The 13923-nt window shown below is 62.6% G+C and carries 9 protein-coding genes; 6 read left to right on the forward strand and 3 right to left on the reverse strand.

The window, feature by feature from the left end; translation table 11 throughout:
* Nucleotides 1-2 precede the first annotated feature (2 nt).
* Both IRL76_RS09560 and IRL76_RS09565 read left to right on the forward strand, forming a co-directional pair.
* Nucleotides 3-1073 carry an acyl-CoA dehydrogenase family protein gene (locus IRL76_RS09560; RefSeq protein ID WP_200981133.1) on the forward strand — a complete coding sequence of 357 codons (1071 nt, stop codon included), beginning with the start codon at nucleotides 3-5 and terminating at the stop codon, nucleotides 1071-1073.
* Complete coding sequence (locus IRL76_RS09565) at nucleotides 1070-2374, forward strand: MFS transporter (RefSeq protein WP_246449649.1); 1305 nt, start codon at nucleotides 1070-1072, stop codon at nucleotides 2372-2374. Before IRL76_RS09560 ends, IRL76_RS09565 begins: the two co-directional genes overlap by 4 nt.
* On the opposite strand, the gene IRL76_RS09570 is transcribed toward IRL76_RS09565, so the two are convergent.
* Together IRL76_RS09570 and IRL76_RS09575 are read right to left on the reverse strand one after the other, a co-directional pair.
* Complete coding sequence (locus IRL76_RS09570; RefSeq protein ID WP_200981134.1) at nucleotides 2366-3592, reverse strand: TetR/AcrR family transcriptional regulator; 1227 nt, start codon at nucleotides 3590-3592, stop codon at nucleotides 2366-2368. The genes IRL76_RS09565 and IRL76_RS09570 overlap by 9 nt on opposite strands.
* Nucleotides 3589-5325, reverse strand: a complete 1737-nt coding sequence (locus tag IRL76_RS09575) for a class I adenylate-forming enzyme family protein (protein ID WP_200981135.1) — start codon at nucleotides 5323-5325, stop codon at nucleotides 3589-3591. Before IRL76_RS09575 ends, IRL76_RS09570 begins: the two co-directional genes overlap by 4 nt.
* Nucleotides 5326-5503: 178 nt before the next feature.
* On the opposite strand from IRL76_RS09575, the gene IRL76_RS09580 reads away from it, so the two are divergent.
* The 4 genes from IRL76_RS09580 (at nucleotide 5504) to IRL76_RS09595 (ending at nucleotide 12737) form a co-directional block, all read left to right on the forward strand.
* The gene (locus IRL76_RS09580; protein ID WP_200981136.1) at nucleotides 5504-6739 is read left to right on the forward strand and encodes a serine hydrolase domain-containing protein; all 1236 of its coding nucleotides are present in this window, start codon (nucleotides 5504-5506) and stop codon (nucleotides 6737-6739) included.
* Nucleotides 6740-6749: 10 nt separating this feature from the next.
* The gene (locus IRL76_RS09585) at nucleotides 6750-8783 is read left to right on the forward strand and encodes a 3-hydroxyacyl-CoA dehydrogenase NAD-binding domain-containing protein (RefSeq protein ID WP_200981137.1); all 2034 of its coding nucleotides are present in this window, start codon (nucleotides 6750-6752) and stop codon (nucleotides 8781-8783) included.
* A 161-nt stretch (nucleotides 8784-8944) separates the two neighbouring features.
* A complete protein-coding gene (locus tag IRL76_RS09590) occupies nucleotides 8945-11893 on the forward strand; it encodes a TonB-dependent receptor (RefSeq protein WP_200981138.1) in 2949 nt (982 codons plus the stop codon).
* Between the two features lie 79 nt (nucleotides 11894-11972).
* Nucleotides 11973-12737 carry an SDR family NAD(P)-dependent oxidoreductase gene (locus tag IRL76_RS09595; protein WP_200981139.1) on the forward strand — a complete coding sequence of 255 codons (765 nt, stop codon included), beginning with the start codon at nucleotides 11973-11975 and terminating at the stop codon, nucleotides 12735-12737.
* Here the strand turns inward: IRL76_RS09595 and IRL76_RS09600 are convergent.
* Nucleotides 12734-13828 (reverse strand): M14 family metallopeptidase, encoded by a 1095-nt coding sequence (locus tag IRL76_RS09600; protein ID WP_200981140.1) that lies wholly within the window; start codon nucleotides 13826-13828, stop codon nucleotides 12734-12736. The genes IRL76_RS09595 and IRL76_RS09600 overlap by 4 nt on opposite strands.
* Nucleotides 13829-13923 lie beyond the last annotated feature (95 nt).

Below are 13923 nucleotides of genomic sequence, written 5' to 3' on the forward strand. Positions count from 1 at the left end.
CAATGGCAGTTCTCAACGAAGAACAGGAAATGCTGCGCGACATGGCGCGCGAATGGGCCGTCAACGAAAGCCCGGTTACCGAATTCCGCAAGGTCCGCGCCAGTGGCGCCCCGGAAGCCTTCGATCGCAACGCATGGTCGACGATGGGCCAGATGGGCTGGACCGGGGTGATCATCCCCGAAGAGCACGGCGGTTCGGACTTCGGCTTCATGTCGGCCGGCCTCGTGATCGAGGAACTCGGCAAGACGTTGACCGCCAGCCCGCTGCTGATGAGCACCATCGCGGCGACCGCAATCGTATTGGGCGGCAGTGACGAGCAGAAGGCCAAGTGGCTTCCGAAGCTGGCCAGCGGCGAGGCCATCGCAACGCTCGCTGTCGACGAGGGCGCTTCGCATGATCCAGCGAAGATCGAGACTTCGGTTTCGGGCGGCAAGATCAGCGGCACCAAGGCTTTCGTGCATGAAGCCCACGGCGCCGACCTCTTCGTGGTCGCGGCGAAGGACGGGCTCTACCTTGTCGAAAAGGGCGATGGCGTTTCGCTGACCACGCGCAAGCTGACCGACCAGCGCAGCCACGCCGACGTGACCTTCGACGGTGCGACGGCCGACAAGCTCACTGGAGGTGGCGACAGCCTGCTCGACGACGTCCTTGATCGCGCTCGCATACTCACTGCAGCGGAAATGCTCGGCATGGCACAGCAGGTTTTCGACGTGACGCTCGACTACCTGAAGCAGCGCGTCCAGTTCAACCAGGTGCTCGCCAGCTTCCAGGCGCTGCAGCACCGCATGGCCGACCTCTTCGCCGACCTTGCGCAGATGCGCAGCGCGGTCGAGGCAGGGCTGCAGGCAGTCGACAGCGGCTTCGGCGTGGCACGCGCGGCGACCATCGCCAAGGCCGAGGCCAACCGGGTCCTGCACACCATGAGCAACCAGGGCATCCAGCTGCACGGCGGCATCGGCATGACCGACGAATACGACGTCGGCTTCTATCTGAAGCGCGCTCGCGTGCTCGAGGCGAGCTTCGGATCGACCGGCTGGCTCAAGCACCGCTTCGCGAAACTGGGCGGCTATTGAGCGACGCGCTCGCCCCCGCGGGCGAGGAACTTGAGGCGCTCCCCGGTGGCGATGCCGCCTGGGAGCGCCATCATCGTTACGTGGAGAAGCACCTCAGGCGGAACTATTCCGCCACGCTGACGCATGGCGTCTTCGGCATGACGGGCTTCCGCCTGATCTACGCTCCCACGATCATACCTGCCTATCTCTATCTTTTGACCGGAAGCCCCGCAGCGGTTGGGCTGGGAACTGCCCTGCTCCAACTTGGCGGAACGATTTCGCCGATCCTGTCGGGCGCGCGGGTGGAGAGCCGCAGCCGCATCCTGCCCTATGCCATCGGGGTGGGTTCGCTCATGCGCGTGATGATCCTCGTGCTGGCGATTGCCGCCTGGACGCTCCAGGGCACGGCGCTGCTGGCCGTCACCCTGCTTTCATTCCTGTTGCTCGGCTTCTTCTCGGGCGCACAGCGCGTGGCCTTCCAGATGCTCATGGCGAAGGTTATCCCGATCGCACGGCGCGGCCGCCTGCAGGGAATCCGCAACATGATCGGCGGGCTGATCGCCGCAGGTCTCGCCTGGCTTGCCGGACACTATTTCATCGAGCAGCGCTGGCTCGGCAACGGATACGCGACCACCTTCCTGCTCGCCTTCCTGCTGACTTCGGTCGGGCTGGTCGCGTTGAAGTTCGGCATTCGCGAACCCGATGCTCCTCGCCTGCGCCCGGTAATGCCCTTGCGCGAAAGGCTGGGCCAGTTCGGGGAACTTCTCACACACAAGGGCTTTCGCGGCTTCCTCGTCGCACATGCCCTCGCCGCCATCGCGCGGGTCGGACTGCCGTTCTGGACGCTCTATGTCGGCGACCGCCTCGGCCTCAGCGGTGCGCTGATCGGATCGCTTTCGCTGGCTTTCCTGGCTGCGGACACCCTCTCGAACCTTGCCTGGGGCGCGCTGGGCGACCGCTATGGCTTCCGCATCGTCTACGTAGGAGCGTTGATTGCAAGTATTACCGGCATGATGCTGCTGGTGCTGGGCGACGGCTGGATCCTCCATGGGGCATTTGTCATGCTCGGCTTCGGTTTCTCCGGCTGGATGATGGCGGCGATAACCCTAGTGCTCGAGTTCGGTGAGCACGAAGACGTGCCGATGCGCCTCGCCCTGCTCACCACGGTCGAAGGGGGCGTTTCGTCAATCGGGCCGGTCCTTGCCGGCCTCGCGATCGCGGCGATGGGCTATGCCCCGCTGATCGTGGCCGCCTCGGCATCGCTCATCGCGTCACTGGCAATCATGCTGCTGCGAGTGAAGGAGCCGCGCGAGCTAGCGTGAAGGCGCGAGCATCCCTTCCGACAAAGCCGACAAGTATGTCCTGATCGCGACTTCGGGTTCACCGAAACGTTCTGCCCAGTGCCGCGCCTCGTACGCCGAGTTCACCGTCGACATGATCACCTGACCTGCCACCAATGGATCGATTGGCCTGACCGAACCGTCGGCGATGCCGTCGATGAGCATACCGGCAAAGCGGCGTGCCAGCCGGTTCGAGCGGGTCACCACATCTACTTTGTGATCTGCGTCGAGCGCCTGCAGCGCGGTTGTCCGTAACAACGGTGTAGGGTCGAAGAACTGCAGGTCGACCAGCTCGGCCAGCACGCTCGAAAGTCTGGTCCAGTAATCGGTTCCGATACCCAGACCCCCGATCTGGACGGCGGACATGCGATCGTAGCTCTTCTGGAAGCAGGCGAGGACCAGATCATCCTTGGCATCGTGATGGTGGTAAAAGCTGCCTTTCGTCACGTTAAGGCTTTCGGCGATGCGATTGACCGACGCGCCGCGATAGCCGAGCTTGTTGATCATCACGGTCGCTGCCCGCAGGAAGGCTTCGTTCTGGCCGGCATCGGCATCGTCGTGCGTGCGCCAGTTCCCGATCAGTCGCTGCGGTTCGAACCTGCCTCTTTCGGCAGGAAGGCCGTTTGCAAGCACGTCGAAGAGGCGCGCCTCAATCCTCGCAAAATCGAGGACCGAGTAGCGCAGCGACCAGATCGGCCACCACATTACGGCTTCCAGCAGTATGTGCGCGCGTGCAGAGAAAAGGGCGCGCTCGTCGCTGTCGCGCCATGCGCCGAAAAAACGGCGGACGATGTCCACCACGCGCAGGTAATGCGCCATCAGCGGTTCCTGCACATCTGCATCGAGCGTGCGGATTTCCGACAGCGCGGTCGTTAGGCCCCTCTCGCCCGCCCGAATGCGCTTTCGCAAGGCGACGTGCGAGGCGATGAAATGCTTTAGGCGCGATGACGGGTCCGCTTGCGCCAGCGCGTCGTTCGCCATCTGCTCCATTAATGAAAGCGTCTGTTCGTAAACAGCAACGACCAATCCTTCCTTGCGCGGGAAGTAATAGGTGACGCTGGTGGCATTCAGACCGATGGCCTTGGCAACTTCCGCAAGTGTGGTTGCTTGCACCCCCACTTCGTTGATCTGCACCGCGGCCGCATGAATTATCGCCTCGCGTTTTTCACCGAACTTGCGGGTTGCTGCGGGTTTGCTCATGCGAAGAGGGACCCCAGATCCTTCTTGAGGATCTTGCCGTTCGCGTTTCGCGGAAGCGTGTCCTCGACGAAGGCGATTTTCACCGGCACCTTGAACCGGGCCAACCGGTCGGCGACCCAGGCGCGCAGTTCCTCCTCGCTTGCCGAGGTACCTGGTGCGAGGTGAACGACAGCCGCCGGTTCCTCTCCCAAAGTCGGATGGGGTATGCCGATAAGCGCCGCATCGGTGACGGCCGGGTGATCGTAGAGCACATTCTCGACCTCGGAGGAGTAGATGTTCTCACCCCCGCGGATGATCATGTCCTTGGCCCGGTCGACGATGTAACAGAAGCCCTCCTCGTCCAGGCGCGCGAGGTCGCCGGTGCGGACCCAGCCGTCGATGAATGTCTCGGCCGTCGCTTCGGGACGGTTCCAGTATCCCTTCACGATCATGGGGCCTCGCGCCCAGAGTTCGCCCACTTCGCCGACGGGCATTTCGGTCGTGCCGTCCTCGGACATGATCTTGAGGTCGGCCACGGCGACCGGCGGGCCGCAACTCGTCGGGCGATTGAAATAGTCCTCGGAATTGTTTCCGGTGACCGTCGCCATGGTCTCGGTCATACCCCAACCATTGCCGGGCAGCGCGCCGAAGGTCTCGTATATCTTGCGTACCAGTTCGGGGGCCGAAGGCGCGCCGCCGTAGGATATCGCCTCGAGGCTAGAGAGGTCGTAATTTTTGCGTTCGGGATGTTCGATCAACTGCCAGGCGATCGTCGGAACCCCGCCGGTCGAGTTGATCTTCTCGCGCTCGATGAGCTGGAATGCCTTAACCGGGTCCCACTTGTGCATGAAAACCATGGTGTGCCCGGCTGCGATCGAGCCCATCAGGCCAGCCGAGCATGCGGTGACGTGGAACAGGGGGATAACCGTCAGCCCCACTCTCTGGACCGGTGCGGGCGGTTCCTCGCCGCGGCGCAGTGCGGCCACCGCAATGCTCCAGCCGCTGGAGAGGATATTGGTGGCGAGGTTGCGATGGGTTCCCAGCGCTCCCTTGGGCTGCCCGGTTGTGCCGCTGGTGTAGAAGATCGTGACCTCGTCGTCGGGCGCGACTTCGACATCCGGCAGCTCTGCCTCGGTCAATGCAGAGTAGTCGTTGGGCCTGCCGATGACGTCCTCGAGCCGCTCCGTCCCCTCGGGAGCCGCTGTGGCGCGGGATACGAAGATGGTTTCGAGGTCCGGAAACTCGCTTTCATGCGGGGCGATACGCTCCCATCGCTCTTCATCGCAGACAAGGAGCTTCGCGCCCGAATTTGCCAGGCCAAAAGCGAGCTCCGGCCCGGTCCACCAGGCATTCAGGGGCACGCAGATCGCCCCGATCACCGCAGCGGCAAAGAAAGCCACGGGCCATTCGGGAAGGTTGCGCATGGCAAGTGCAACCCGGTCGCCCTTCGCCACACCCCGGGACTGGAATTCGGCGGCGAGCCTGGCGACAGCGCGGAACCACGCGTCGTAGGTTACGCGTTCATCCTCGTAGATCGTGAACAGTCTCTCGCCATGCGCCCGGCCCGCCATGGCGATGACGCGCAGATTGGCAGGGGCATTCTTCCATACGCGCGTTGGCACGCCGCGAATGTCGATCGTTTCCATTTCGAAGCGTGCGCCGGGGGCGGTTAGCCGGGCATGGCATTCATCGCGGGTCATGGCCGGCCAGCCTTCGGGCGGCGTCCAGCCGATCGCGCGTGCGAGGTCGTTCATCAATAATCCTCTTTGGCCGCCGTCTGCGCGGCGACTCCCTCTCCAATGCTCGGTCTAACCTTCAACCGGCATTCTGCGCAAGCGGGCTTCGAAGGTAAGGTATGAGGGTGGCAAGAACAGATGAAATCGCTATTCGTGCAAAACCGAAGCATAGGTATGCGCGGCGAGGGAGATACTGATGTTCGAGCTGGCAGGTGCGGAAACGCTGGGATTCGACGGTGCACGACTGGCGCGAATCCCCGAATTCCTGGCCAGCACCTATATCGAATCGGGTCGCCTGCCCAATGCCCAGCTGGTCGTGGCGCGCAATGGAGTTCCGGTGCACTACACCCGCCTTGGTACCATGGGCGACGACAAGCGCGAACTTCGCGATGACGCGCTGTTCCGCATCGCGAGCATGACCAAACCGATTACTTCGGTCGCCTTCATGCAGTTGGTCGAACAGTGCAAGGTGGCCCTGGAAGAGCCGGTGACGCGCGTGTTTCCTGAATTCGCCGACCTCAAGATCTATGCTGGTGGCGGCGGCTCCATCCCCTTCGCTCCGGGTGCGCCGGCCCACCCGATCCGCTTCGTCGACCTCCTGACCCACATGTCGGGCCTCACCTACGGACTGCAGAACCGCAACAACATCGATGCGGTCTACCGCGAGCTCAATTTCGACTTCGCCCGCGATCACCTCGAGAGCGACGGCTTCATCGACAAGCTGTCGAAGCTGCCGCTCGAGTTCGCCCCCGGACAGGGATGGAACTACTCGGTTTCGACCGACGTGCTGGGCATTGCTGTCGAGCGCATCAGCGGGATGCGCCTGGGCGAGTATTTCGAAAAGAACATCTTCGCACCACTTGGCATGAACGACACGCGCTTCGGTGTGAATTCGGACGACATCGAGCGTCTCGTCGATGCCTATGCCTATCGCCCGGGCCAGTCGCCTCGCATGATCAGCGCGGGCGCGACCAGCAAGCTGGTCAATCCCGCAACTTTCGACAGCGGCGGTGGCGGCCTCATCGGCACGATCGCCGACTATCACCGCTTCTCGGCCATGCTCCTGAACGGTGGCGAGCTCGACGGCGCACGAATTCTCAGCCCCAAGACCGTGCGCCTGATGCGCACCAACCACCTGCCGAACAATGCCGACCTTACGCAGATGTCTAGCAGCTTGTTCTCCGAAGCGAACAATGCGGGGACCGGCTTCGGACTCGGTTTCGCCATGGTGATCGATCCGGCGAAGACGCTGATGCCGTCCAGCATGGGCGAGTTCTACTGGGGCGGTGCCTATTCGACCGCCTTCTTCGTCGATCCGGTCGAGCGGATCACCATGGTCTTCATGACGCAGGTCTACCCCTCGTCCACCTATCCCATCCGCCGTCAGCTCAAGACGCTGATCTATTCCGCCCTCACCGACAGCTACGCCTGAGGAGAACGCCATGACCTCGCCCATCCGCACCGAACGCCACGACGATGTGCTTGTCGTCATTTCCGACAATCCCCCGGTCAACGCGCTGGGCCAAGCGGTGCGCGCCGGGCTCAAGGATGCCATCGGCGAGGCACTCGCCAACGACAGTATCAAGGCCGTCGTCATCCGCTGCGACGGGCAGACGTTTTTTGCAGGCGCCGACATCACCGAATTCGGCAAGCCGCCGGTCGGACCGAACCTTCCCGAAGCGCTCGACGCAATGGAAGCCAGCGACAAGCCGGTGGTCGCTGCGATTCACGGCACCGCGCTTGGCGGCGGGTGCGAGGTTGCCCTAGCCTGCCATTACCGCGTCGCAGTGCCGTCGGCGAAAATGGGGCTGCCGGAAGTCAAGCTCGGACTGATCCCCGGTGCTGCCGGAACCCAGCGCCTGCCGCGGCTAGTCGGCGCCGAGGCAGCACTGCCAATGGTCGTCGGCGGCAATCCCATCTCGGCGAAGAAGGCCAAGGAGATCGGCCTGCTCGACAAAATAGTTGGGGAAGGCTCGCTGGAATCCGACGCGATTGCCTTCGCGCGCTCGAAGATCGGCCAGCCGGTCCCGCGCGCCTCGGAAGGTACGGCCAATGAAGACGGTGTCCGCGACCCCGACCTGTTCGACCGCTTCCGCGCCTCGCAGGCCCGCCAGATCCGTGGCTTCGACGCACCCAATGCCGCGATCGAGGCGGTCAAGGCGGCGGGGCAGCTGCCCTACGCCGACGGGGTAAAGAAGGAACGCGAGCTGTTCATGAAGCTCATGACCGGCACGCAGAGCGCGGCAATGCGGCATTATTTCTTCGCCGAGCGCGCCGCCAACAAGATTGACGATGTGCCAAGAGACACGCCGCTGATCCCGATTAGGAAGGTCGGCGTCATCGGGGCCGGCACTATGGGTGGCGGCATCTCGATGAATTTCCTTTCCGCAGGCATCCCGGTGACGATCCTCGAAATGGCCCAGGATGCGCTTGAGCGCGGCACCGGGACAATGCGCAGGAACTATGAGAACACCGCCAAGCGCGGGCGCATGACCACCGAACAGGTCGAAAACGCCATGAGCCTCCTGACATCGACGCTTTCCTACGACGATCTTGCCGATTGCGACCTCGTGATCGAGGCGGTCTACGAGAACATGGACGTCAAGAAGCAGGTCTTCGCCAAGCTCGATGAAGTGGTGAAGCAGGGCGCCATCCTGGCGTCGAACACCAGCTACCTCGACGTCGACGAAATCGCCACCGCAACCAAGCGGCCGGGCTACGTGCTCGGCATGCACTTCTTCTCGCCCGCCAATGTCATGAAGCTGCTGGAGGTCGTGCGCGGCAAAGAAACCCGGCACGATGTGCTCGCGACGGTGATGAAGCTTGCCAAGACCATCGGCAAGGTCGCCGCCGTGTCGGGCGTCTGCCCCGGGTTCATCGGCAACCGCATGCTGTCGAAGCGCCAGGAACAGGCCAATGCGCTGATCATGGAAGGCGCCAACTACTGGGACGTCGACGACGTGCTGCTGGAATTCGGCTTTCCCATGGGCCCGTTCCAGATGGGCGATCTCGCCGGCATCGATATCGGTTGGCATCGTGATCCGACCAAGGTCACCACGATCCGCGAGGCACTGTGCGCGGCGGGCCGCTTCGGCCAGAAGAACGGCAAGGGGTTCTACGACTATGACGAGGCCCGCAACCGGACCCCGTCGGACGAGGTGAAAGCAATCATCGCCGACTTCGCCACCAAGGAAGGCAAGGAACAGCGCGAAATCAGCAAAGACGAAATCCGCGAGCGCCTGCTCTACCCCATGGTCAACGAGGGCGCGAAAATCCTCGAGGAAGGCATGGCCCAGCGTTCCAGCGACATCGATGTCGTGTGGATCAACGGCTACGGCTGGCCCCTTTACACGGGCGGCCCGATGCACTGGGCCGAGACCATCGGTCTCGATACAGTCGTCGCCGGTCTGGAAAAGTACGGCCTGCCGGTCAGCGACTATCTGAAGAGCCGCGCCGAAGGGGGAGGGAAGTTCTAGACCTTGCCGAAAGTGCGACATTTTCGAAACGACGGTACGGCATTCGACGTCTTGAAGCGTACATTTATCCGTTAACCCTTGACATAAAACAAGGACACCAGTTCAATTTCGATGACAGGGTATGTGCTCAAAAGGGCCAACCCGGAGGAGAGGAGATACTGATGAGGAAGTTTGGATTGCGTCACACCTGCGCCATCGGTGCGCTGGCCGTTTCCACACTGCTGGCATCGCCGGCCTTCGCGCAGGACCAGGGCGGGGAAGACGAGGATACCGCAGCCGCCGAAGACCGCATCGTCGTCACCGGCTCCTATATCCGCGGCACACCCGAAGACGCTGCTCTTCCGGTTGACGTGCTTTCCAACGAAGAGCTCCAGAACAAGGGCATCTCCTCGCCGCTCGAACTGATCAAGGAACTGCCGTCGGTCGGGTCGGTCCTCGGCGATACCAACCAGTTCTCGACCGCTGCCCAGGGTTTCCAGGGCAATGGCTCGATCAACCTCCGCGGTCTCGGCGCAACGCGCACCCTCGTCCTCGTCAACGGCAAGCGTACGATCCAGGCTCCGGGCGACGGTTTCAGCGACACGAACTTCATTCCGATGTTCGCCCTGCAGCAGGTCGAAATCCTGAAGGACGGCGCAGCAGCCACCTATGGCTCCGACGCAATCGCCGGTGTTGCCAACTTCATCACCCGCAAGAACTTCGACGGCGTCGAAGTGGCGGGCGACTGGACCTTCATCGACGGGTCGGACGGCAACTACAACATCAGCGCGCTGGTCGGTAAGAACTTCGGCGACGTGAACCTGCTGGTTGGTGCCGGTTGGCAGCACCGGTCCGAACTCGCGACCACGGCTCGCTCCTATACCAGCCAGCCATATGACCAGAACGCGTCCGGCTATTCGGCTCTTGCCACACCCGGCCTGTTCGCCGTGACGTATATCGGCAATACCGGCGTCAACACGATCCTCTCGCAGGACAAGGGCTGTAACGAGCTCGGCGGCTACAACACTCCGCCGGTCTGTCGCTTCACCTACATTCCCTTCGACAACATCACCGAGGACGAGGACCGCTACCAGGTCTACGCGCAGGCCGATGCCGACCTGTCCGACAAGGCTCGCTGGCACGCCAGCGCGCTCTGGGCAAAGACCGATCTCGAGAGCCTGAACTATTCGCCAGCCTTCCCGCCGACGCAGGGTCCGAACGGTTCCGGTTTCGTCAGCGCCTTCACCACCTCGGTCAATAACCCGGCGGTGGCGGCATTCCTGACGCAGCAGGGCCTGCCGCAGTCGGGCGGAGCCAACGGCACGCTCTTCCGGGTCACCAACGTCTACTACCGCCCGTTCGGCTTCATCGGCAATCCGCGCGATGAAGAACGCGGTGCGGGCCAGGGCCTTGCGAAGAACAACGCATGGCGCATCAACACTGGGTTCGAGTTCGATATCGGCGACAACCTGGTGCTCGATCTCGACGGTACCTACTGGCGTTCGGCTCGTACGGCCTATGCCCCGGGCATCATCGGTTCGCGCCTGCAGGCCGCACTCAACGGTTTCGGCGGTGCAGATTGTACCGGCACCACCGCAGGGGCCAACGGATGCCAGTGGTTCAACCCGTTCGTCCTTGCCGGACCTTCGAACCCGTCGCTGGATATCGCCAACCCCTACTACCAGCCGGGTTTCGAGAACGATCCGGATCTGGTCGCATGGCTGCAGGTTCCGAACGGCACCTTCCAGCGTGAAGAACAGTGGATTGCCGATGCGGTCCTTTCGGGCGGCACGGGCTTCGAACTGCCCGGCGGCGAAGTCGCCTTCGCTGTCGGTGCCCAGTACCGTAAGAACAACTTCATCAGCCGTCCGCTCGACGATACGTCGAACCTCGACATCAACCCCTGCTTCCGTGAAGGCGACACGAGCTGTGTCGGTACGCCGACCGAGGGCGTGGGTCCGTTCATCTTCCTCGGCGGCACCCGCCCGACTAAGCTGGACCAGAGCGTCTACGCACTCTTCACCGAGTTGCAGCTGCCCATTCTCGACAATCTCGAGCTGACTGCAGCCATCCGCTACGAAGATTACGGCGATCCGATCGGCTCGACGATCAATCCGAAGGCGGCTGTCCGCTTTGAGGCAACCGACTGGCTGACGCTGCGCGGCTCCATCGGCACCACCTTCCGCGGCCCTCTGGCCAGCAACGTCGATCCGAACTTCGTGACGGCGCTGCAGGGACTGACCGCGACCGGCGGCAACTACAAGTCGGTCGACATCTACGGCAATCCCGACCTCAAGCCGGAGACCGCGCTTACCTATAACCTCGGCTTTATCGTCAACACCGGTGGGCTGACCTTCAGCGCCGACTTCTGGACCTATGACTTCAAGGACCAGATCGTCATTACCCCGGCCGATGCCATTGCCAGCTACGTGGGCAACAACCAGACGAGCGGTACCGCCGCGGTCGATTGTTCGAGCGAACTGGTCGACCTGATCACCTTCTCGGGCAATGCCTGTACCCAGGGCACGACCACGGGGCTCGATATTGCCCGCGTTCGCACCCAGTACGTCAATGGTCCGGACGTGAAGGTCAGGGGTATCGACTTTGCCGCCAACTACGACATCGAAGCCGGCTTCGGCGTGATCTCGATCGGTGGCAACGCGACCTGGAACATCGAGTACAAGACCGACGACTTCTACGTGAACGACATCCTCGTCACGCCGGCGTATGACGCCGTCGGTTTCGGCAACTACTTCCGTGATCCGGGCACCCTGCCCGAATGGCGCGCCAACGGTTACGTCAACCTCAACACCAGCGGCCTGAACCTGCGCTACTCGGTCAACTATATCGACAGCGTGTTCGACGAACGCTGCACGGCCGACCCCTGCTTCGCCATCTCCGGTGTTCCGGCTGGCAGCAACTACGGCAAGAACAGCGGCAGCTATACGCAGCATGACCTGGTGGCGAACTACACGCTCCCGATCACCTTCGCTGAAGTGCAGCTGACCGCAGCGGTCCTCAACATCTTCGATGAAGAGCCGGCCCAGGCTTACCTGCCGCTCGGCTACAACCCCTTCATCGGTAACGGGATCGGACGCAACTATCGCATCGGCCTTCGCACGAAGTTCTGATCGACGCGATCCAGGAAAGAAAGGGCCCGGAGTTCACGCTTCGGGCCCTTTTTCTTTGTCCCCCAACAGGAGAAGCACGATGTCATCATTCGATCTCACCGGCAAAATCGCCGTTGTCACCGGGTCGAGCCGCGGTATCGGCCGCGCAATCGCCGAAGGGCTCGCCGCACAGGGCGCGCGGGTCGTCATCTCGAGCCGCAAGCAGGACGCCTGCGAAGAAGTGGCCGCTGCAATCAATTCGGTTCATGGTGATGGCACTGCTGTCGCCATTGCTGCCAGTATCTCGGAGAAAGCCCAGCTCGAGGACCTTTTCGCACAGACCAAGGCAGCACTCGGGCCGGTCGATATCCTCGTCTGCAATGCTGCCAGCAATCCTTACTATGGTTCGATGGACGGAATTGCCGACGAACAGTTCCGCAAGATCCTCGACAACAATGTCATCTCGAATCACTGGCTTATCCAGCTTGCCCTGCCCGACATGCGCTCCAAGGGAGACGGCGCGATCGTAGTGATCAGTTCGATCGGCGGGCTGCGCGCATCGACGACCATTGGGGCCTACTGCATATCGAAGGCGGCCGACTTCCAACTGGTTCGCAATTACGCGGCAGAGAACGGGAAGCATGGCATCCGTGTCAACGGAATCGCCCCCGGCCTGGTGAAGACCGATTTCGCCAAGGCCCTGTGGGATAATCCGGAGGCCTTGGCGGCGACCGAGCGGGCGCTCGCGATGCGCCGGATCGGGGAACCCGATGATATTGCGGGCGCTGCGGTCTACCTTGCGTCGCCAGCAGCCCGCTGGACTACCGGCCAGACCATCGTGGTCGACGGTGGAGCGACGATCTAGCGCGCGGCCGCGAGTTCCTCGAGAGCTGGAACAAGCCCTCGAGCAAGCTCTCTCGCCGCCTGGGACGTAGCAGTGCTGTCGGTCTCGTCGCCGACTTCATACGTGTAGGCCGGAATGTCGTAGGTCTCATGGAACCAGTTTTTCGATGTTCCAGAGCCCGGATTGGCGTTCCTCCGCTCGATGGTGAAGGGGTAGCCTGCGATGCTTTCCGTTCGTGACCCGAGCCATGCTGAGAGGAAACGCTCCTCTGCGGCATCGGTCTCGTCCTCGCCCTGGACGTAGAACAGGTTTTCCCTGGTTGAATGAAAGTCGACCATCAGCACCGGGCTGCGGCCTTCGCCAAGCCCGTTCAGCAATTCGCCGACCGAACGGGTTTCGGGCTGGGTAAAATCTCCCCAATCGCGATTGAGGTCACGCCCCCCCAGATTTGCCCGCCAATGCCCCCGCGCAACGCCATCCGGATTGAGCAGTGGTATGACGATGAACTGGAGACGCGCTCCATCGATACTTCCGTTCGCGAAAAGACTGCCGATCTCCTCGACGAAGGCCTCCATTGCAACGGCGCCACTTACCTCGGGAGGGTGGGCACGCCCGAGCAGCAAGACGACGCGCGAGGCGGTTTCGTCGCCCATACGGATCGCCTCTACTGGCCGACCATCGCGACTAAGACCGATAACCTCGCTGTGCGCCACTCCGGTGGCGGCGAGCCTGGACGCAAGGCCGGCATACCGGGATGAGGTGAAAAGCTCCTGACCGCTTACGGTACCCGCACCTGCGGGCAGTTCGATCGTGGCGCTCTTCCCGTCGGCAGAAACCGAAGGGTCCATCACCGCGAAACCCTGCGAGCTGGCCACCTTGGGGCGATAACGATGCTCGCCCTCAAGGTAATCCAGCCGGACAGACACCGGGTCGCCTGGCTTCACTTCATATCGGAAGGCGTACCACGGACTGGGATTGATCGGGGGCGCGTGTTCGGGGCTCACCAGTACCGCGAAGGATCGCTCTCCTTCGATTACGCAGCGCGATTGCGATGCCCCCTCGAAATCGAAAGCAATGGTGGCCGATGCGGTTGCGCAGGCATCGCGCGCCACCGGCGATCCCTCGGGAGCAACAAGTGATGGCGCGCAACCGCCGACGGCAAGAGCGAGCGCTGCCCCCAGCAGCCCTCGCCCTACCTTGTCGCTCC

The organism is Qipengyuania soli (assembly GCF_015529805.1).
GTDB lineage: Bacteria > Pseudomonadota > Alphaproteobacteria > Sphingomonadales > Sphingomonadaceae > Qipengyuania > Qipengyuania soli.

What these genes read in the sequence shown, in the direction of transcription:
- IRL76_RS09560 (WP_200981133.1), top strand. Translation starts at nt 3, where the DNA reads ATGGCAGTTCTCAACGAAGAACAGGAAATGCTGCGCGACATGGCGCGC.
- IRL76_RS09570 (WP_200981134.1), bottom strand. Translation starts at nt 3,592, where the DNA reads ATGAGCAAACCCGCAGCAACCCGCAAGTTCGGTGAAAAACGCGAGGCG.
- IRL76_RS09575 (WP_200981135.1), bottom strand. Translation starts at nt 5,325, where the DNA reads ATGAACGACCTCGCACGCGCGATCGGCTGGACGCCGCCCGAAGGCTGG.
- IRL76_RS09580 (WP_200981136.1), top strand. Translation starts at nt 5,504, where the DNA reads ATGTTCGAGCTGGCAGGTGCGGAAACGCTGGGATTCGACGGTGCACGA.
- IRL76_RS09585 (WP_200981137.1), top strand. Translation starts at nt 6,750, where the DNA reads ATGACCTCGCCCATCCGCACCGAACGCCACGACGATGTGCTTGTCGTC.
- IRL76_RS09590 (WP_200981138.1), top strand. Translation starts at nt 8,945, where the DNA reads ATGAGGAAGTTTGGATTGCGTCACACCTGCGCCATCGGTGCGCTGGCC.
- IRL76_RS09595 (WP_200981139.1), top strand. Translation starts at nt 11,973, where the DNA reads ATGTCATCATTCGATCTCACCGGCAAAATCGCCGTTGTCACCGGGTCG.